The organism is Algoriphagus sp. PAP.12, assembly GCF_026652115.1.
In the GTDB taxonomy this organism is placed as follows: Bacteria; Bacteroidota; Bacteroidia; order Cytophagales; family Cyclobacteriaceae; genus Algoriphagus.
Genome location: NZ_JAPPSQ010000008.1, coordinates 148,914 through 169,430 on the forward strand (window position 1 = coordinate 148,914; position 20,517 = coordinate 169,430).

Sequence of the window (20,517 nt, forward strand, 5' to 3'; positions counted from 1 at the left end):
AGTACAATTCAAAAGCCCTTGAAGATCGCTCTCCAAGGGCTTTAAATTTTCATCTATTTTAGATTAGACTTCGATAGAGGCATCAATATTCTTGAAATATACCTGCTTGTCAGCATCCAAATCAACCAAAACGGCTGAGTCATTTTTGATATATCCTGCCAAGATTTCCTTAGAAAGCTCATTCAAGATCAAGCGCTGCATGGTTCTCTTCAATGGCCTTGCTCCAAACTGTGGATCAAAACCTACTTCAGCCAAGTAATCCAATACTTCGGTTGTTGCCTCGATCTCAATATTGGATTCGGACAAACGCTTCTGGATCTCTCTCCATTGGATATCGACAATTTTACGAATGATCTGCTTGTTCAAAGGCTCAAACATAATCGTCTCATCGATACGGTTGAGAAACTCTGGTCTAACTGATTTTTTCAGTAAGTCAAATACTTCTGATTTCGTTTTCTCCAGTACTTCATCTTTATTCCACTCGTCCATTTCGGCAAATCGCTCCTGGATCAAATGAGAACCAATATTGGTAGTCAATATGATAATGGTATTCTTGAAGTTGGCAATTCGGCCTTTGTTATCAGTCAATCGACCATCGTCCAATACTTGCAATAGGATATTGAACACATCCGGATGGGCTTTTTCAATCTCATCCAACAAGATCACTGAATAAGGCTTTCTTCTCACAGCCTCAGTCAATTGCCCGCCTTCATCATACCCTACATATCCCGGAGGCGCTCCTACCAATCTACTGACCGCATGTCTTTCTTGGTATTCAGACATATCGATACGAACCATGGCATTCTCATCATTGAAGAGGTATTCTGCCAAAGCCTTCGCCAATTCCGTCTTTCCGACCCCAGTCGTACCCATAAAGATAAAGCTACCAATTGGGCGTTTTGGATCTTGAAGTCCTGCTCGGCTTCTTCTGACAGCATCGGACAGTGCTGCAATTGCCTCTTTCTGACCAGCCACTCTTCTTCCCAATTCATCTTCCAAATGCAATAATTTCTCACGCTCAGACTCAATCATCTTATTCATTGGGATTCCAGTCCACTTGGAAACAACAGCTGCAATATCTTCAGCATCTACTTCCTCCTTCAATAATGGAGAACCTGCTTGCATCTGAGCCAATTGAGATTTGAATGATTCTAGCTTTTGCTCAGCTTCACCGATCTTACCATATCTGATTTCAGCAACTTTACCGAAATCACCAGCTCGCTCAGCTTGCTCAGCCTCCAACTTGAATTTATCGATATTCTCTTTTTCTCGTTGGATGCCCATGATGACAGCCTTTTCAGACTCCCACTTGGCTTTGACACTATCTCTCTTTTCAGACAATTCAGCCAATTCCTTGCTCAGAACGGTCTCTTTATCTTTGTTCTTTTCTCTACGGATCGCTTCACGCTCGATCTCCAGCTGCATAATTCGACGGTTCAACTCATCCAATTCCTGAGGCAAAGAATCAATTTCCATCCTCAATTTAGCTGCTGCTTCATCCATCAAGTCAATCGCTTTATCTGGCAAGAATCGATCAGAAATATATCGCTGAGAAAGCTCCACCGCTGCAATCACCGCATCGTCTTTGATTCGCACACCATGGTGCAATTCGTATTTATCCTTGATACCACGAAGAATGGAGATCGCATCAGCTGCATCTGGCTCATCAACGATAACTGCCTGGAATCGACGCTCCAGAGCTTTATCTTTCTCGATATACTTCTGATATTCTTTCAAGGTAGTAGCACCAATCGCATGCAACTCACCTCGAGCCAAAGCAGGCTTGAGCAAGTTTGCTGCATCCATTGCACCTTCTCCTCCACCTCCGGCACCAATCAAGGTGTGAATCTCATCAATGAAAAGAATGATTTCTCCATCTGAATCAGTCACCTCTTTGATAACAGCTTTCAATCGCTCCTCAAACTCTCCTTTATATTTTGCACCAGCTACCAACAAACCCATATCCAAGGAAATCAAAGTCTTGGATTTCAAGTTTTCAGGCACGTCTCCTGACACAATTCTTTGAGCCAATCCTTCTACGATCGCAGTCTTACCTACACCAGGCTCACCCAAAAGAATTGGGTTGTTTTTGGTTCTTCTGGCTAAGATTTGAAGAACCCTTCGGATCTCTTCATCTCTACCGATAACTGGGTCAATCTTCCCTTTTTTGGCAAGATCATTTAGATTTTTGGAGTATTTCTCCAAAGCTCTGTATTTGCTTTCTGCGTTTGGATCGGTCACTTTATTACCTTTTCTAAGTTCTTTTATTGCTTCGATCAATGGCTTTTCTGCGAGTCCTTGATCTTTTAATAATTGCGCTGTCGCATCAGTTCCGGCCAAAATCGCCAAAATCAAATGCTCAATCGCTACATATTCATCCCCAAAAGTTTTGAGATAATCTTTTGCCTTAATTAAGGCCTGGTTGGCGGAATTGGATAAATGAGGCTGTTGGTTTCCCCCACTTACCTTGGGCATTTTTGCCAACTGATCTTCCAGTTTTTGGGAAACCAATTGCTTATTGACACCAAGCTTTTTGAATAAAAAGTCAGTGACATTCTCATCTTCGGAAAATATTCCTTTCAGCAAATGTGCCGGCTCGATTGCTGGCTGACCAGCACCCATTGCCAACTCAGCTGCCTTCTGAATTGCTTCCTGAGATTTGATTGTAAATTGTTTAAAATCCATGTATTGTTAGTCGTTTTTTCCTGTCTTTAAAGGCAATTGATCAAAACCACCGCCAAGCTATTTTTTCAGCCAAAATGACTGGATTATCACATGAGAATTAAATTTTTCGGAATTATTGGCAGAAAAACAGTAGAATTCAAGACAATAAGAATCGACTTATAATTTAGTATTGATTCAGAATTTTTCCTGTTTTAAATCTCCAGATTAATATTTTTCCCATCAACCTAAATCAAACTTTTTCTAATTATGGAAAACAATAAACCAGAAGAAAATATCCTCCAACTCATTCAAATTATTCGAAATCAAAAAGTCATGCTTGATTCAGATCTTGCCGAGATGTATGAAGTTTCGACAAAACGCATAAACGAACAAGTAAAAAGAAACCCGGATCGATTCTCTGGAAATTTTATGTTTCAGCTTACTGATGACGCATAGAAAAACTAGAGGTCGCAATTTTCGACCTCAAGATGGGAGGTAGAAGGACTCCACCTTATGTTTTTACAGAGCAAGGTGTAGCTATGCTTTCCTCAGTAATAAACAGTCCTCAAGCGATCCAGGTTAATATTTCCATCATGAGAACTTTTGTGAAAATACGTGAATGGGCTCTCAACTATTCCGATTTGCAGGAAAATATTCTTCAACTCCAGCAATCAGAATCCGACCAAAACCATCACATTTCCCGTATTTATCAAGTCTTGGAGGAGCTATTGGATCCCGAACCAAAAGAGAGAAATGCTATTGGCTTCAAAAAATAAACCCCGACTTTGAAAAGCCGGGGTTTTAAAGACATTAAATTCTACTTTTAGCTCTGACTAGCGGCATAATCTTCAACGGCTTGCCATACTCTAAACACATTTTTATAACAGATCTTCTCTATATCTTCCTCTGAATACCCTCTCTTCAGAAGCTCAGCAATCAGGTTTGGGAACATGGAAACATCCTTCAATCCTGTAGGCAAAGAATCTCCTACCCCATCGAAATCAGATCCAAATCCAACATGGTCAATACCAACCAAACTCACTACATGATCAATATGATCAGCAACTTTCTGAACGGTAGGGAAAGGATTATTTGCGGCTGCATATTCAGCGGCATAAGCCTGGAAAGCAGAATCTCCTCTACTTAATTCATTTTCTACCATATAATTGACCAGATGCTCGCGGACTTTGGAAGATCCGGCGGCATATGCCGAATCAATAAATGAACCTCCAAAATTAATCATCATCACACCACCATTTTCAGCCATCGCTTTAATTAATTCATCACTCATGTTTCTTTCGAATCCCGGAGTGAATTTCCTAGCTGAAGAGTGAGAAGCAATTACTGGAACTTTGGTGATAGCCAAAGCATCTTTGAAGGTATCATCCGAAACGTGACTCAAATCCACCATGATCCCAACGCGATTCATTTCTTTGACCACCTGCTCCCCAAACTCACTTAAACCATTATACAATCTAACAGTATCATAACTGGAATCTCCAATCAAATTGGCTTTCCCATGAGTCAATGTGATATATCTGATTCCACGATCTCTGAAATATTCCACATTGGAAATATCATCCTCAATGCCAGCTCCATTTTCCATACCCATTGGCAATGAAATCAGTCCTTTTGCAAAATTAGCTTCAACATCAGATGGACTATAAGCCATCGCAAACTGATCTGGAAAAGTATTTGCCAACCTTTCAGTCATCATAATCAATGAATCAGCTAAAGCCTTTGAAGCCCCTGGAATTTGCTGATTTCCTGCGGGAATATAGATAGACATAAAAGGAGCGTCCAATCCTCCTTCTTTTGACCTTGGAAAGTCAAAATTACCATCAGGAGTACGGACTGAAACATCCAAAATTTCTCTTTGTAAGGTAAAACCTCCGACTTTCATTCTATATGGAAGGTCCACATGACCATCCACCATAATAGTTTTGTGGGCAATTTCTTTTGCAGCCTCTAAACGTTCCGCATCCGACATTTTGGTATAGTCGACAGCTTCTTCCGCTGGAGGTTGGCAGGCAAACCCGACAGCAGCCAGGGCCAATAAGCTTACATATTTTTTCATAGCATAAGGTTGGTTAGGATTAGGGAAGATAAGGGCTTTTGAGACAAGCATAAAAAAAAATCCATAAATGGTGAAAATTACAGAATTGAATCATGATTTCTGAATTTCAAAACCCTCTGATTCAAACAATTGATTCTTTATTACTAAATTTCATATAAAAACCACCCCATATGAAAAAATATTGTTTTTACCTACTCGCCATTTTGATTGGTTTTGGATGTCAATCTCCTTCCGTAAAATCATCAATAGCAATCAAAATTGCTCCTGAATTACAAAAAGGGCTAAAAGACGGTCGGTTACTTTTTATTCTTTCAAATGACAAGGAAAAGGAGCCTCGTTTTTCTATTTCCGATGATGCCGCCACAGCCCAAGTGTTTGGAATGGATATAGAAAATTACAGTCCAGAGAAAGAGATTTATCTCGACCTAGAAAGCTTTGGTTATCCGGTAGAAAATATCCAAGATCTGAAAGAAGGAAGTTATAACATGCAGGCTTTTATCATCAAATATGAAACTTTCAATAGAGGTGATGGCCATACCGTCAAGCTTGCAATGGACCAAGGAGAAGGAAGAAGGTGGAATAGCACTCCAGGAAATATCTATTCTACGCCTATTAATATCGATTTTAAAAATGGCAGCTCCATAGAAATCACTGTAGATCAGGAAATCCCTCCTGTTACTGAACCTGAAGACACAGAATATATCAAGCATATCAAGATAAAATCTGACCTTCTTTCAAAGTTTTGGGGAAGGGATATGTATTTGGGAGCTCATGTTTTGCTTCCGGAAGGCTTTGAAGAAAACCCCAATCAATACTATCCTCTGATGGTTTTTCATGGACACTTCCCAAGTGATTTTGGAGGTTTTAGAACGATTCCACCAGATCCGGAATTAAGCGACGAAGACTATTCTGCACGGTTTGGAATTTATGGATATCAAAAAATCCAACAACAGGAAGCCTATGACTTTTATAAAAAATGGACTTCCCCTGACTTCAAACGATTTATCATCATAGAAATCCAGCATGCTAATCCTTTTTATGATGATAGCTACGCGGTGAATTCTGAAAATCTGGGCCCCTACGGCGATGCCATCACCTATGAATTGATTCCTTACATTGAGGAGCAATTCCGCGGAATAGGTGAAGGATGGTCAAGATTTTTGTACGGCGGATCTACCGGAGGCTGGGAAGCTTTGGCAGTGCAGGTTTTATATCCAGATGAGTACAACGGATGTTTTGCAGCCTGTCCGGACCCCATAGATTTTAGAGCCTACACCACCATCAATCTTTATGAGGATGAAAACGCCTATTACCAAAAGGGAGAATTTCGAGAAACATTAAGACCAGGGCATCGGGATTCTTTGGGGCATGTTTCTGCCATGGTTAGGGATATGAACCTGAAAGAATTAGCAATCGGAGGACCGGAAACAAGATCTGGAGAGCAGTTTGACATTTGGCAAGCAGTTTATTCGCCAGTCGGAAAAGATGGATATCCAAAGCCTATCTGGGATAAAAAAACGGGGGAAATAGATCCTACTGTTGCTGACTTTTGGAGGGAGAATTACGACCTTCGCTATATCATGGAGCGCGACTGGGAAACACTTGGGCCAAAGTTGGCTGGAAAAGTGCATATCTACTGTGGGGACATGGACAATTATTACCTCAACAATGCTGTTTACCTGACCGAAAAATTTTTAGAACAAACACAAAACCCTTACTATGGTGGGGAGGTTGCTTATGGTGACCGAGCGGAACATTGCTGGAATGGAGATCCGAACCTCCCTAATTATATGTCAAGATTGAGGTATAACACCATGTATCTAGATAAAATATCGAAGAGACTGCAAGCGTCCGCTCCTTCAAATTTTAATCAACAAAACTGGACACTAACTAAAAATTAAACTATGAAAACCTTATTTAAAACCAGCTTATTGGGACTTTCTGCCGCAGCAATTTTTGCTAGCTGTAGCTCAGAAAAAACCTCAGAAACCGAAACTGAAGAAATGGTCGAGGTGGTTGAAAAGAAAACACCTTCTTTGACTATGCTTTGGGAAAGCCCTGCTACCCTTGAGACAGTTGAATCTGTACTATTTGATGAGACTACTGGAAGGATCTACACTTCCAACATCATCGGCCAGGACCCTACTGAAAAAGATGGAAAAGGAAGTATTTCTATTTTGGATACCGATGGAAATATTGTGGAGCAAGATTTTGTCACTGGATTAAATGCGCCTAAAGGAATGGGCATTGCAAATGGTCACCTGTATGTAACAGACATTGATGAATTAGTAGAAATCGACTTGGAAAGTGGTGATATCTCAAACAAGTGGCCAATTGATGGAGGTCAATTCTTAAATGATATTGCAACTGAAGACGACAAGGTTTTCTTCACCGATATGAATACAGGAACTGTCTATATCTTAATGGATGGAGAGATTATGAAAGTATCAGAAGGAAATGAATCTATCAATGGGCTAGAGGTAAGTGCCGATGGAGTTCTTTATGGCTTGGATGCTTCAGGCTTGAAAAAAATAAATGAGGACGGCAGTTCTGAAGTTCTTAACAATGTTGTAACTGGAGGAGATGGTTTGATCTCATTGGGAGATGGAAAATTCGTCGCTTCAAGATGGGCAGGTGAAATCTACTTTGTGGATGGCGATGGAGAAACTCTACTTTTGGACACAAAAGCACAAGAGTCCAACACAGCTGACATTGGATACAATCCTAGCGAAAAGATCGTCTATGTACCGACCTTTTTCAAAAACAAAGTAGTCGCTTACAAACTGGATTATTAATCCTTAAACTTCTCAACTCAAAGCCTCTCAGAACTGGGAGGCTTATTTTTTTGTTACATGTTCATATTAGAAAGGAATTTTACCCTTTTGTATAAACTCAAGCGAGGATTAAAGCAATTCCTCCACCTTTCTCCAATATTGTCCGTACATTTACGGAACATTAAGGGAAAATCCCCTGAAATGAATAAATAATTAGCTATGAGTTCAAAACCGATCAATTACGAGCTGGAAAAAAACATGGAAGTAATTTCCCAGTTGGATGCAGTAGTAGGTCACGCAGTAGACAATGTCTTAGTGGATCCAGATACTTGCTGGCAGCCATCTGATTTTCTTCCTGACATGGCAAACCCAGAAGCATTAGAGGACATCAAACTTCTTCAAAAAAGAGCTGAAGGGATTCCTGATACTGTATTGACTTCTTTGATTGGAAATATGATCACTGAAGAGGCACTTCCTTCCTATCAAACTTACTTCAACTTACTTGAAGGAATCAATGATGAAAGGAGCCTTCTTTCTCCTTCTGGCTGGGTAAGATGGTCCAAAGCTTGGACTGCTGAAGAAAACAGACACGGCGATTTGCTAAACAAATACCTTTACCTAACAGGTAGAGTTGACATGGGAGCTGTTGAAAGAACTATTCACAGACTCCTGAGTAATGGTTTTGATGCCAATACAGATGCAGATCCTTACCAGGCAATGATCTATACCTCTTTCCAAGAAAGAGCTACAAAAATATCTCATGTAAACACCGGAAAACTTGCTGACAAAGCAGGTGATCACGTTCTTTCCAAAATCTGTAAAACCATCGCAGGTGATGAGGCGAGACATGAAAAAGCCTACAAGACCTTTATGTCTGAGATCTTCAAAATCGATCCAAGTGGAGCGATGGTTGCATTCGAAAAAATGATGAGAAAGCAAATCGTGATGCCGGCGGTATTGATGGGCACAGGCGGAAAAAGAGAGTCCATCTACAAAGACTTCTCTGAAATAACTCAAAAAGTAGGAATTTATACGGGTTGGGATTATGCTAGAATCATCCAACATTTGGTAGATTTCTGGAAAATTGAGGCGGTAACTGGTCTTAATGACATGGCTTCTAAAGCTCAAGATTACCTTTCAGGTTTGGCCGATCGTTACATGAGATTGGCAGACAGAATGAAAGCTCCTGACGAAATCAAATTGGCTTGGTTGAAATAAGCCAACCAGATCTTAATACATTCAAGTCCTGTCTTTTGGCAGGACTTTTTTTTGTAATTTGAAAGACAAACCTAACAGCCATGAATCTAAAATACTGCCCTCTATTCCTACTGATCTTTTTATTCAGTAGTCTTTCTTTTGCTCAAAGCTACCTTGTCAATTCCGAAAGACTACACGGAAGTCTGATGAAATTGGCCACATTCGGCAAAAACTCGCAAGGAGGAAGTGATCGTGTAGCATTTAGCGAATATGACATTGAGGCCAGAGAGTATGTCAAAAAACTAATGCAAGAAGCTGGAATGGATGTTTCTGTTGATTTCGCAGGAAATATTATCGGTAAAAAAGCAGGGTCAAATCCAGACCTAAAACCGATCGCATTTGGATCCCACATTGACGAAGTGCCCAATGGAGGGGACTATGATGGACCAGTTGGATCGATGAGTGCGATTGAAGTAGTCAAAACTTTGGGAGAGAACAATGTCATGACCCAGCACCCACTTGAGGTGATCATTTTTACCAATGAAGAAGGCGGAGTTGTAGGAAGTCGAGCATTAGCAGGACAATTGACTGAGGAAGCACTCCAAGTTGTCACCAATGTGGGATTCTCTCAATATGAAGGAATCATGAAAATTGGTGGAAATCCGGATCGTATCAAGGAAATCAAATTGAATCAAGGGGATCTGGCAGCATTTCTGGAACTCCACATCGAGCAAGGAGGCAATTTGGATAGAGAAGGAATTGATATAGGTGTCGTAGAAGGGATTGTCGCAATTGAGTGGTGGGAATATACCTTCAAGGGGTTTGCAAATCATGCAGGCACGACCCCAATGAACATGAGAAAAGACCCCATGCTTGCAGCCTCCAAATTTATTTTGGCGGTGAATGAAACAGTAAAATCTGTGGAAGGAAGACAAGTTGGAACTGTCGGAAAAATCCAGGCCTTCCCGGGTGCCGGAAATGTAATCCCGGGTGAAGTCAAACTCAATCTAGAAATGAGAGACTTATCTTCCGAGAAAATCTGGAGCATCTATAATACGATCGAAACTCAGGCAAAAGCTATTGCTGATGAATATGGAGTGACTTATGAAGTGAAACACATCGAAGTCGCCTCAAAACCAGCATTGGCAGATGAATCAATTCGTCAAGTCATTAAGCAAAACGCTGAAAAATTGGGATTAAGTACCCTAAGTCTTCCAAGCGGAGCCGGTCATGATGCACAAGAAATGGCCAGAATAGCTCCAATGGGTATGATTTTCATCCCGAGTAAGAATGGAATCAGCCATTCCCCTCAGGAATTCTCAAGTCAAGAAGACATTGCAAATGGAGCCAATGTCCTTCTTCAGACCATTTTATCTTTAGATCAAAAATTGTAGTAAAAACCAGATTTTTCTAAACTTTTTAAAAGGAAAAAACCTTTACATGTATATACACTGGAAATCATGAGAAAGATCAAAAAAATACATTCCGCAGAATACAGACCTATTGCAGACCTTGTTACTTACAGCCCAATGCCAACAAGAAGTTTGCAGATGATAGATCCATTTCTATTCTTAAACCATCATGGTTTTCAGACATATTCGGCGCACAATAATGGTCTGCCATTTGGACCACACCCGCATAGAGGAATGGAAACTGTCACCTTTATTTTGGAAGGAGATATCATGCATAAAGATTCCTCTGGACATGAATCCGTAATTGGTCCGGGTGGAGTACAATATATGACTGCTGGCAAAGGATTAATCCACGCCGAAGTATCCAGTTCTGAATTCAAAAAAGAAGGGGGAGACTTGGAAATCCTCCAATTGTGGTTGAACCTACCTGCATCAAAAAAAATGATGGCCCCAAATTACATTGGACTTCAAAAGGAAGAAATTCCCACATTTGATCTAGATAATGGGAAGATTCAAGTTCAACAGCTATTTGGAGAATGGAATGGGACCAAAGGAGCGTTTGCGGGCACTTTCCCAATCACCATGAGCACAGTTTACTTGGAAGAAGGCGCTGAATTCACCAAAGAGATTCCCGAAGATGAGAATATTTTCTTCTATATCGTCAGAGGAAAATTAGATGTCAACGACACTCCTGTTCCTTTTAGAAATCTGGTAGAATTCCAAAATTCAGGTTCTACTTTGAATATTAAAGCATTGGAGGACTCTATCCTGATTTTAGGCCACGCATTGCCTTTCAATGAGCCCGTGGTAGCTCAGGGCCCTTTTGTGATGAATACGCAAGAGCAGATATACGAAGCTTATCAGGATTACCAAGAAGGTAAATTTGGCAACTGGAAAGGTTAAGAATCGATGATATCCTGAGAGATTAGCCTGTAGATTTCAGCCACCTGCTCATTGTAATTCAGGAATCGATAGTGATCCTCCATCACCTCAAAATCTTCTCGAATAGCAGGGCCCGTTTGGGCCTTTTTTGCTCCTATGTCCAGACTTTTGGAAATCGTCTCAATGATCAGCGGCTTGATCATCTCAAAGTCCAAGCCTTGCCTTCTCATTATTTCCTCAGCTATTCGGATCATGTGATTGGAGAAATTGCTCGCAAAAACTGCTGCGATATGTACTGCCTTTCGGTCTTTGGAACGAACAGTAAATACGTTATTTGAAAGACTTTTGGCTAACTTTTTCAGTCTTACCATTACCTCTTGATCATCAGATTCCAACAAAAAAGGCACCTCTGAAAGGTCCATTTTTTGTCCTTTGGTAAAAGACTGCAAAGGATAAAAAATCCCTGTATACCCAGCAGAACTGTAGTCCAAGATATCCAAAGGCATAGACCCTGAAGTATGAACCAAAATACTTTCTTCAGGAAGTATAACAGAATCCGCAACCTCAGGAATCGCATCATCTTTCACCGCTATAATAAAAATTTGAGCCTGGCTATTTGTAAAATCCAAATCATCCTTGGGTTCTGCAGAATAAACTCGTTCAGTAATCAATCTGGCCCTTTGGATATCTCTAGCATATACCTCGGTGATTTGATGGCCTGCCTCTTCCAAAGCGGGTGCCAAATGCCAAGCAACATTTCCTGCCCCCAGGATTGCGATTTTAAACTTCATCATCGAATTAAGGCAAAAATTCGGAAAATGTAAAAGTGTATTACCCTTCTGTAATTATCCAACTAATTTCCTCCAAGACTTTTCTGATTCATTAAAAATCTACCAGAAACAGGCTCTCCAGATGAATTTACCCCATTGACTATTACCCAAAATGGACCAGGATTTTCTGGCAGCTTGAACTTAATAGTTGCTGAAGTCTGAGAAGTGGAGATTCCCAAATTTGGATTCCAATAAATGGTTGGATTATCTGATTCAAATTCAGTTTTTGCTCCTTTTCTTAATTTTTCCAAACCCGCTAATTTAAATTCCTGATAGGTGTTTATATCAGCTGCCATCTCAGTTCCTGTTTTTGTAATAATATTGATCACACCATATTTCCCAGCATCACCATAGGCAGGAACAACTGACTTAATCACTTCGATTTTTTTGATATTAAAAACATTGATGCTTTGAAGAGCCCTGTATTGTGCCTGTCCTCCGTCACTTCCCAATGTCGGGCCTGAGACCGGAGTAATAGGCGCTCCATTTAGTAAAATCAATGGAGGTCCTCCTACTGCTCCTCGAGCGTTAATAATCATAGGAGGAATTCCACCTACTCTAAAACCTGTTCTATTCGCAAAAGAATAAATAAATTGCTGAGTATCCCCAGATAAATAGACACCATCCATTTCATAGGTTCTTTCTGCTCTTCCATAAGGCATGGCACCAAAGTTTTCCTCTTTTACATCTTCTACTTCCACCTCATCCAGTAAAATTTCCCCCTCTCTAACTTTCAGGTATTCCGAAATCAATGAATCAACTCCTAAAGGTCGTTTGGACAAAGGATGCACCTTGCCAAAATCATAACTAGAAAAATCAAATTGATTTCCAGGGCTTAACAATTCCAAATCTATGTTCCTCAATGGTATTCTGCCATCCGGACTAGTGGCTTTAACTAAAACTGGAAACTCCCCTTCCTTATGTAATCCTTCCAACAAAAACTCTCCTGCAAAGTCAGGATTGAGCTCACGGCGATCCATAAACCCATCAATCATCACTTCCACTTTTGCTTTATTTATTTGAGGAAGTGAATCGTTGATTTTCCCTTTCAGAGTCAATCCATATTCTTTCTGAAAATCAAAGCCTGAAGAATCTATATGACCAAATTCAGGCTTAAACTTCAAAAAGTCGATCAATAGGTCATCAGAAGCATTCATCTTTTGAATCCCATTTCCCTGAACTACAGCAAGAGATAAATTGGCTGCAGCAATCGAACCCTTTTGATTATTCACTATGACATTTAAAGTGATGCTATCTTGAGATTGATATACCTGCTTGTCAGAAAAAACCACAATTCCCTCCGACTTGGGTTCTATTTGGCTTTGCCCAATTTCCCAAAGGGAACTCATCACCTGGATGGGTTTATAGTATTCAAAGTCCGCTCCGTAATTAGATCCCCAAAGCGTATAGGCTTTTACTATAAAGTCCTTGGTATTCAGTTCTGGACCAAGAAAAATCGCCCCGCTTGACAGTCCATTTTCTAGTGGATAAACTTTATGAAGCATACTGTAGCCAGTGGGGTCTACAATTTCAATATGCAGTACTTTACTAGCTTCCTCCACCAAAAGTGGATTCCCCAACATAAGATAGGCTTTGAAATACAGCTCTTCTCCCATCAAATAGACATCCTTATCTGTATGCAAAAACACTCTTTCCTGCATCGCTTCAAGAGATCTATCTACTTCATCCATTGCGATGGCTTGATCATAATCGAAATCCAAAGGGAGAGTTTTGAATGGGTGTCCAGAACCTATAAATCCTTGGGTTTTCAATAGCTCCGGATATACTGGAGAGCCGTTTGTCCGGATTTCAATTCCTTCCCCGTCAAATGCCAAAGCCCTGTATCCTTGGTCTGACTTTTTGATTTCAATCGGACTTTTTGCCTGAAGAATAAAAGTTCCTTCTTGATCCGTAGCATTCACCTTGATTTGATCCGGCCTATCTCCAATCAGTTTTCGAATGGCAAACACAGGTGAGTTTTGATAGGCCTCCACCCGATTGGAATTGATTAGGTTTTTCTCCTCCACACTCCCCAAATCCATTTCCAAAAACGAAAGCAACAAATCCCCATCCTCAAATGGTTTAGAAAGATTTAGTGGCCTCCTCAGCCTCACAGAAATCAAATAGCCCGTGTTTAAATTTTGAACTAATAAGACATCAGAAAGATCAACCCATACCTCATTTGCATCCTCTTTTTCAAAGAATACCAATGCTTCAGGATTGATTAGCACCAGTTCCGAACCTTTAGGATCAATCCCAATCCTGGCTTCAAATTGTTCTTTTGCTTTTTTGGTTTTGGAATCCTTCAATTCTTCCCAATTCATGGATTCACTTTCAGAAATAACCCAGCCTTCCAAAATATTCCTGGATTGACTTACTTGGAGGTTTTTGGAGGAATTTTCAAATCCACTCTTAACAGCAAAAAGCTCCCAAGGACCAACAGGAATTCCACTTATCGAGAAGTTCCCCAAGCTATCTGAATAAGTCTGAAAGGTTGTATTTGGTATAAATACATGACTTTCAGCAATGGGCTCCTGTGTTTGTTGGTTGATGATCTTTCCTGAAATAGTCCCTTTTTGAGCAAAAAGTGTAGAAAAGAACAATAAAAAAAACAGAACCAAAGTGAGTTGCTTCATAAAATAAGTCTTAGGATTGATTTAAAAATATAGTTCCATTTACTAAATTTTCATAGCAAAGCATTTAAATCACTTTAAATTAGGCCTATAAAAACAAAAAAGCCATCCTGAATTAATCAGAATGGCTTTTTAAATCATTTATATTTAGTGATTAAATATGCAATGCTCTATTATCTGTAGCTGCTAAACAAGCTTCTTTGAATGCTTCAGTATAAGTAGGATGAGCGTGTGACATTCTTGAAATATCCTCAGCTGAAGCTCTATATTCCATCGCAACAACCGCTTCAGCAATCATATCGGCTGTTCTTGGCCCAATCATATGAACACCTAGAATTTCGTCAGTTTCTGCATCAGCCAAAACTTTCACTAAACCATCAGTATCCATGGAAGCTCTTGCTCTTCCTGATGCCAAGAATGGGAATTTCCCTGCCTTATATTTGATGCCTTTTTCCTTTAATTGCTCTTCGGTAAAACCAACTGCAGCAACTTCAGGCCAGGTATAAACAACCCCAGGAATCAAATTATAATTGATATGTGGTTTTTGACCTGCTAAAGTTTCAGCTACAAAAACGCCTTCTTCTTCAGCTTTATGAGCCAACATAGCCCCTTTCACCACATCTCCGATTGCGTAGATATTTGGAACATTAGTTTGAAGATGATCATTCACTTCAACCTGTCCTCTTTCAGTCATTTTTACTCCTGCAGCTTCGACATTCAGGCCTTCAGTGTATGGTCTTCTACCGATAGAAACCAAGACATAATCACCCTTAACTTCCACTGTTTCACCTTTAGCATTGTCGGCTTTTACAGTAACCTCTTTGCCTTTTCTTTCGACAGATGTCACTTTATGCTTCAGATAGAATTCAAAACCGATCTTTTTCAAAGACTTTTGAAGTTCTTTACCCATGGTTTTGTCCATGGTAGGAATCAAGGAGTCCATAAACTCAATCACAGAGACTTTTGCCCCCAATCTCGCATAAACAGATCCTAGCTCCAGCCCGATTACACCACCACCAATAACTACCAAATGCTTCGGAATTTCTTTCAAATTCAAAGCTTCTGTAGAAGTAATCACTCTTTCTTTATCCAATTTGATAAATGGAAGGGTAGATGGCTTTGATCCAGTAGCGATGATGATATTTTTTCCTTGGATATCAGAAGAAGAACCATCGTCTTTCGTTACTTTTACAGTGGTATTGTTTACGAATGAACCCAATCCCTGATGAACATCGATTTTATTCTTTTTCATCAAAAACTGAATACCATCTGTATTCTGCTTCACCACGTCATTTTTGCGGGAAACCATTTGACCCAGATCTACTTTCAGATTACTTAGATTGATTCCATGGGTTTTGAAAGTATGCTCAGCATTGTGATAGTGCTCAGAAGAGTCCAACAAAGCTTTGGAAGGAATACAACCTACGTTCAAGCAAGTACCTCCCAACGTTGGGTATTTTTCAACTAATGCGGTTTTCATTCCCAATTGCGCGCAACGAATAGCTGCTACATACCCACCAGGACCAGAACCGATTACGATGACATCATACATATTTTTAAGATTTTAGAAGCGAGAGCCAAGATCCAAGATCTAGCCTTAGCTAGTGAAATAGAGGCTGAGACAAACAGCCCCTTGTAAATCAAATTTCGTATTTCGTAAATTAAATTAGACTCCGAACAACAATCTTGTTGGATCCTCCAATAGCTGCTTCACTCTTACCAAGAAGCTTACAGACTCACGTCCATCAATGATTCTATGGTCATAAGAAAGTGCCACGTACATCATTGGAAGGATTTTTACTTCTCCGTTTACTGCCATTGGACGCTGAACGATGTTGTGCATTCCCAAGATAGCCGACTGAGGAGCATTGATAATTGGAGTAGACATCATCGAGCCAAATACACCGCCATTTGTAATAGTAAAAGTACCTCCAGTCATTTCTTCGATAGACAATTTGTTGTCTCTCGCTTTAGTTGCCAATCTTACTACTTCTTTCTCGATACCTTCGAAAGAAAGATCTTCAGCATTTCTAATTACTGGAACTACCAATCCTTTTGGTGCAGAAACAGCAATTGAAATATCACAATAATCATGATAAATGATTTCGTTGCCATCAATCTGCGCATTCACTGCAGGCCACTCCTGAAGAGCTACACAAACAGCCTTGGTAAAGAAGGACATAAAGCCCAATCCAACCCCATGCTTTTCTTTGAATTGCTCCTTAAATTTGGATCTTAGATCCATGATTGGCTGCATGTTCACCTCATTAAAGGTGGTCAACATCGCAGTTTCATTTTTCACAGCTACCAATCTTCTCGAAACAGTTCTTCTCAAAGAAGACATTTTCTCTCTTCTTTCTTCTCTTGATCCAGGTGCTGCCGGAGCTGGTGCGGAAGCCGCAGCAGGTTTTGCCGCTTGCGGAGCAGGAGCTGGTTTTTTAGCACCCTGAGCATCTTCTTTGGTAATTCTTCCATCTTTGCCAGTTCCTTTCACATCACCAGAATCAATTCCTTTTTCAGAAAGAATCTTAGCTGCGGCAGGAGAAGCATGCCCAGTAGCATAGCTATCTTTATTTGGAGCAGAAGCTGAAGCAGGAGCAGATGAAGCAGTTGGAGTAGCCTCAGCAGCAGATGGTTCTCCATCCATCACCTCGATCTTACAGATCATCCCTCCTATTTCCAATGTATCTCCCTCTTGAGCCACATGTCTTAATATCCCGGTTGCCTCAGCAGGCAATTCAAAAGTCGCTTTATCGGAATCTACTTCAGCAATGATTTCATCCAATTTCACGAAATCACCATCTGCTTTGATCCAATTGGCCAAAGTCACCTCAGTGATTGATTCTCCTACAGTAGGGACAACCATATCTTTTACTTCACCAGTCTTTTTAGGACCTTCAGAAGCAGCGGCGGCCGGTTTTGCAGCAGGAGCCTCTTCAGCCACTACACCTGACCCAGCTTCTTCAATCACACAAATCAATGCTCCAATTTCCAAGGTATCACCTTCTTCAGCTTTGATTCGCAAAACACCAGCTGCTTCAGCAGGCAATTCAAAAGTTGCTTTATCAGACTCTAGTTCACATAAAACTTCGTCCATTTGAACGGTATCTCCGTCCTTTTTAAACCACTGGCCAATGGTAACTTCTGTAATCGATTCGCCGACGGCCGGAACTTTGATTTCTTTGCTCATGAGTATTTTATTTGGCTTTTACCAAAAAATGGCAAAAGAGGATATTATGATTATTCTGGATTTATGACAATTTCAATGCTTTGGAGACAATAGACTTCTGCTCCTCTACGTGGACTTTATTATAACCTGTCGCTGGAGACGCACTGACTTTTCTGGCAATTACATCCATAGGAAGTTCTTTGTGCAACAATCTCAACATGTAAGTCCAATAGCCCATGTTTTCTGGTTCTTCCTGTACCCAAACTACCTCGGCTCCTTCATAGGATTTAAGAACCTCAACAATTTGCTTTTTAGGAAGTGGGTGAAGCTGCTCGATTCTAACGATGGCAACATCCTTCACTTTTTCCTTCTCTCTGGCTTCTTCCAAATCATAATAAATCTTACCGGTACAAAGCACAACACGCTTCACATCTTTTGGATTTACAGTAGTGTCAGGAATCAATTCTCTGAATTTGCCATCAACAAACTCTTCGATAGGCGACATTACTTTAGGGTGACGAAGCAATGACTTTGGAGACATGACAATACAAGGCTTTCTGAATTCCCAAGCCAACTGTCTTCTCAATAAGTGGAAGAAGTTAGATGGCTCAGTGATATTAGCCACAACTATATTGTATTCTGCTGAAAGCTGCAAGAATCGCTCCGGTCGAGCATTGGAGTGCTCTGGTCCCTGGCCTTCGTAACCATGTGGAAGTAGCATGACCAATCCGTTTTGTCTTTGCCACTTAGACTCACCAGAAGAAATAAACTGGTCAATCATAGTTTGAGCACCGTTGGCGAAATCACCGAATTGTGCTTCCCAAAGTGTCAAAGAATGCGGGTTTGCCATTCCGTAGCCATATTCAAAACCTAGAACGGCATATTCAGAGAGCAGGGAATTATAGATATAGAATTGCCCTTTTCTTCCCTTCATCTCTTTCAAGGAATTGTAAGGCTGGTTAGTATTTGCATCATGAAGCACAGCATGTCTATGAGAGAAAGTACCTCTTTGAACATCCTGCCCAGTCAATCTTACAGTTTTACCTTCCAAAAGAATAGATCCGTAAGCCAGCAATTCGGCAGCAGCCCAGTTCAAAGACTTGGACTTAAAGAACATATCTTTACGCTGCTTCATCTGAACATCGATTTGCTTGATAGGCTTGAATCCTTTAGGAATAGTAGTCAACGCCTCAGCTACCTCATCAATCACTTTTTGAGAGATGCCAGTTGCTGGAGATTGCTCAAAATCCCCTGGAGTAGATCTTCTCAGGTTAGCCCATTCTCTCTCAAATTTAGTTGCTTGATAAGGAAGAGGTTTTTCTTTAACCATATTCAAACGATCCTGAAGCAATTGTCTGAACTCTTCATCCATTTGAGAAGCAATCTTTGCATCGATATCTCCTCTTTCAGTCAATTTCTTCACATACACCTCTCTTGGGTTAGAATGCTTAGAAATGATGTTATATAGTTCAGGTTGAGTGAATTTTGGTTCGTCAGACTCATTATGTCCATGACGTCTGTAGCACACCATATCTACGAAAATGTCTCTACCAAATTTCTGTCTGAATTCAGCAGCCAATTTCGCTGCAAAAACAACTGCCTCTGCATCATCACCATTTACGTGGATTACCGGAGCATCAATGATCTTGGCTACATCTGTACAGTAAATAGAAGATCTCGCATCATCGAAATCAGTAGTAAAACCTACCTGGTTGTTAATAACAAAGTGGATAGTACCACCAGTGTTATAACCTTTCAAACCAGCCATCTGAGTCACCTCATAGACAATCCCTTGTCCTGCTACAGCTGCATCCCCGTGGATCAAAATAGGTAAAGCTTTAGTCACATCACCCTGATGCTCAGAGTCAATTTTAGCTCGGATAAACCCTTCTACTACCGGATTAACAGCCTCAAGGTGAGAGGGGTTAGGAGCCAATTTCAGGTGAACTTTCTTATCACCAGGAGTCACAATATCAGAAGAGTAGCCCATGTGATATTTCACATCACCATCTCCCATTGTCAAATCCGGCTTTGCAGTACCTTCGAACTCAGAGAAAATCTGCTCGTATGTTTTGCCCATGATGTTAGCCAACACGTTCAGACGACCTCTGTGAGCCATACCAATCATCACTTCTTCCACTCCACCTAAAGCAGCAGAGTTAATCACAGCATCCAAGAAAGGAATAGTACTTTCACCACCTTCTAGAGAAAATCTCTTTTGTCCGAGATATTTGGTATGAAGGAAGTTTTCAAATACTACGGCTTGGTTTAGTTTAAAAAGAATCCTCTTTTTCTCCTCAACAGCCGGATTGAAAGCCAAAGCTTCTTTTTCTACTTTGGTTTTGAACCAATCCAACATCTCCGGATCACGGATATAAAGATATTCGAAGCCCATCGGGCCTTCATAAATAGTCTTCAAAGCGTCAATGATCGCAGAAAGCTTTGCTTTTCCGATTCCAATTTCGTTTCCTGCTTGGAATTCGGTATTCATATCTTCTTGACCCAACCCAAAATCTTGAGGGTCAATTAGTGCTTTTCTATCTCTTCTCTCTCTTACCGGGTTGGTCTTAGATCTCAAGTGTGCTCTTGAGCGATGAGCATGAATCAAAGCTCTAACCTTGATTTCTTTTGGAAGCTGCTCCATATCCATGATGGTGCCTGGAGTGGCTAATGAACCATTTTTAGCAGGCGCTCCATTGGAAGAAACTACTGCGGCACTTCCATTTTCAGCTTCACCATAATTGGTTAAGGCAAAATCAAAGCCATCGAAAAACTCTTTCCAACTAGGATCAATGGATTCAGGGTCTTGCTTGTAAGAATTGTATAGCTCATCGATGTATGACACGTGAGCATTTGCGATATAGGAAAACTTATCCATG

At 40.5% G+C, this 20,517-nt stretch carries 14 protein-coding genes; 7 read left to right on the plus strand and 7 right to left on the minus strand.

Translation table 11 applies throughout. The annotated features are described in order from the left end of the window. Positions 1 to 63: 63 nt before the first annotated feature. Positions 64 to 2,685 carry an ATP-dependent chaperone ClpB gene (clpB, locus tag O0V13_RS11710; RefSeq protein ID WP_268035146.1) on the minus strand — a complete coding sequence of 874 codons (2,622 nt, stop codon included), beginning with the start codon at positions 2,683 to 2,685 and terminating at the stop codon, positions 64 to 66. A 246-nt stretch (positions 2,686 to 2,931) separates the two neighbouring features. Here clpB and O0V13_RS11715 point away from each other — a divergent pair, with 246 nt between their 5' ends. Then, positions 2,932 to 3,120 carry an ORF6N domain-containing protein gene (locus O0V13_RS11715; protein WP_268035147.1) on the plus strand — a complete coding sequence of 63 codons (189 nt, stop codon included), beginning with the start codon at positions 2,932 to 2,934 and terminating at the stop codon, positions 3,118 to 3,120. Positions 3,121 to 3,152: 32 nt separating this feature from the next. Continuing rightward, complete coding sequence (locus tag O0V13_RS11720; RefSeq protein WP_268035148.1) at positions 3,153 to 3,440, plus strand: hypothetical protein; 288 nt, start codon at positions 3,153 to 3,155, stop codon at positions 3,438 to 3,440. Between the two features lie 47 nt (positions 3,441 to 3,487). Here O0V13_RS11720 and O0V13_RS11725 read toward each other — a convergent pair whose 3' ends face one another. Further along, a complete protein-coding gene (locus O0V13_RS11725) occupies positions 3,488 to 4,741 on the minus strand; it encodes a dipeptidase (RefSeq protein ID WP_268035149.1) in 1,254 nt (417 codons plus the stop codon). Positions 4,742 to 4,911: 170 nt separating this feature from the next. Here O0V13_RS11725 and O0V13_RS11730 point away from each other — a divergent pair, with 170 nt between their 5' ends. The 5 genes from O0V13_RS11730 to O0V13_RS11750 all read left to right on the plus strand — a co-directional run bounded on the left by O0V13_RS11730 (position 4,912) and on the right by O0V13_RS11750 (position 11,027). Further along, positions 4,912 to 6,642, plus strand: a complete 1,731-nt coding sequence (locus tag O0V13_RS11730) for a hypothetical protein (protein ID WP_268035150.1) — start codon at positions 4,912 to 4,914, stop codon at positions 6,640 to 6,642. A gap of 3 nt (positions 6,643 to 6,645) precedes the next feature. Then, positions 6,646 to 7,536, plus strand: a complete 891-nt coding sequence (locus O0V13_RS11735) for an ATP-binding protein (RefSeq protein ID WP_268035151.1) — start codon at positions 6,646 to 6,648, stop codon at positions 7,534 to 7,536. Between the two features lie 198 nt (positions 7,537 to 7,734). Continuing rightward, positions 7,735 to 8,733, plus strand: a complete 999-nt coding sequence (locus O0V13_RS11740; RefSeq protein WP_268035152.1) for an acyl-ACP desaturase — start codon at positions 7,735 to 7,737, stop codon at positions 8,731 to 8,733. 80 nt (positions 8,734 to 8,813) lie between these two features. Further along, positions 8,814 to 10,106 carry a Zn-dependent hydrolase gene (locus tag O0V13_RS11745; protein ID WP_268035153.1) on the plus strand — a complete coding sequence of 431 codons (1,293 nt, stop codon included), beginning with the start codon at positions 8,814 to 8,816 and terminating at the stop codon, positions 10,104 to 10,106. Between the two features lie 66 nt (positions 10,107 to 10,172). Continuing rightward, on the plus strand, positions 10,173 to 11,027 hold the full coding sequence (locus tag O0V13_RS11750) for a pirin family protein (RefSeq protein ID WP_268035154.1): 855 nt from the start codon (positions 10,173 to 10,175) through the stop codon (positions 11,025 to 11,027). Here the strand turns inward: O0V13_RS11750 and O0V13_RS11755 are convergent. The 5 genes from O0V13_RS11755 to O0V13_RS11775 form a co-directional block, all read right to left on the minus strand. Then, positions 11,024 to 11,797 (minus strand): Rossmann-like and DUF2520 domain-containing protein, encoded by a 774-nt coding sequence (locus tag O0V13_RS11755; protein ID WP_268035206.1) that lies wholly within the window; start codon positions 11,795 to 11,797, stop codon positions 11,024 to 11,026. The genes O0V13_RS11750 and O0V13_RS11755 overlap by 4 nt on opposite strands. Before the next feature lie 62 nt (positions 11,798 to 11,859). Further along, entirely contained in the window at positions 11,860 to 14,472 is a 2,613-nt protein-coding gene (locus O0V13_RS11760) for a carboxypeptidase-like regulatory domain-containing protein (protein WP_268035155.1), read from the minus strand. Positions 14,473 to 14,623: 151 nt separating this feature from the next. Then, entirely contained in the window at positions 14,624 to 16,021 is a 1,398-nt protein-coding gene (gene lpdA, locus O0V13_RS11765) for a dihydrolipoyl dehydrogenase (RefSeq protein WP_268035156.1), read from the minus strand. A 114-nt stretch (positions 16,022 to 16,135) separates the two neighbouring features. Next, positions 16,136 to 17,659, minus strand: coding sequence for a 2-oxoglutarate dehydrogenase complex dihydrolipoyllysine-residue succinyltransferase (gene odhB, locus O0V13_RS11770; protein ID WP_268035157.1), 1,524 nt, complete (start codon positions 17,657 to 17,659; stop codon positions 16,136 to 16,138). A gap of 61 nt (positions 17,660 to 17,720) precedes the next feature. Continuing rightward, positions 17,721 to 20,516 carry a 2-oxoglutarate dehydrogenase E1 component gene (locus O0V13_RS11775; RefSeq protein ID WP_268035158.1) on the minus strand — a complete coding sequence of 932 codons (2,796 nt, stop codon included), beginning with the start codon at positions 20,514 to 20,516 and terminating at the stop codon, positions 17,721 to 17,723. Between the last annotated feature and the right edge of the window lies 1 nt (position 20,517).

Coding starts and splice junctions, on each gene's coding strand:
- odhB (WP_268035157.1), bottom strand. CDS start 17,659: ATGAGCAAAGAAATCAAAGTTCCGGCCGTCGGCGAATCGATTACAGAA.
- O0V13_RS11740 (WP_268035152.1), top strand. CDS start 7,735: ATGAGTTCAAAACCGATCAATTACGAGCTGGAAAAAAACATGGAAGTA.
- lpdA (WP_268035156.1), bottom strand. CDS start 16,021: ATGTATGATGTCATCGTAATCGGTTCTGGTCCTGGTGGGTATGTAGCA.
- O0V13_RS11745 (WP_268035153.1), top strand. CDS start 8,814: ATGAATCTAAAATACTGCCCTCTATTCCTACTGATCTTTTTATTCAGT.
- O0V13_RS11775 (WP_268035158.1), bottom strand. CDS start 20,516: ATGGATAAGTTTTCCTATATCGCAAATGCTCACGTGTCATACATCGAT.
- O0V13_RS11750 (WP_268035154.1), top strand. CDS start 10,173: ATGAGAAAGATCAAAAAAATACATTCCGCAGAATACAGACCTATTGCA.
- O0V13_RS11755 (WP_268035206.1), bottom strand. CDS start 11,797: ATGAAGTTTAAAATCGCAATCCTGGGGGCAGGAAATGTTGCTTGGCAT.
- O0V13_RS11725 (WP_268035149.1), bottom strand. CDS start 4,741: ATGAAAAAATATGTAAGCTTATTGGCCCTGGCTGCTGTCGGGTTTGCC.
- O0V13_RS11760 (WP_268035155.1), bottom strand. CDS start 14,472: ATGAAGCAACTCACTTTGGTTCTGTTTTTTTTATTGTTCTTTTCTACA.
- O0V13_RS11730 (WP_268035150.1), top strand. CDS start 4,912: ATGAAAAAATATTGTTTTTACCTACTCGCCATTTTGATTGGTTTTGGA.
- clpB (WP_268035146.1), bottom strand. CDS start 2,685: ATGGATTTTAAACAATTTACAATCAAATCTCAGGAAGCAATTCAGAAG.
- O0V13_RS11720 (WP_268035148.1), top strand. CDS start 3,153: ATGGGAGGTAGAAGGACTCCACCTTATGTTTTTACAGAGCAAGGTGTA.
- O0V13_RS11735 (WP_268035151.1), top strand. CDS start 6,646: ATGAAAACCTTATTTAAAACCAGCTTATTGGGACTTTCTGCCGCAGCA.
- O0V13_RS11715 (WP_268035147.1), top strand. CDS start 2,932: ATGGAAAACAATAAACCAGAAGAAAATATCCTCCAACTCATTCAAATT.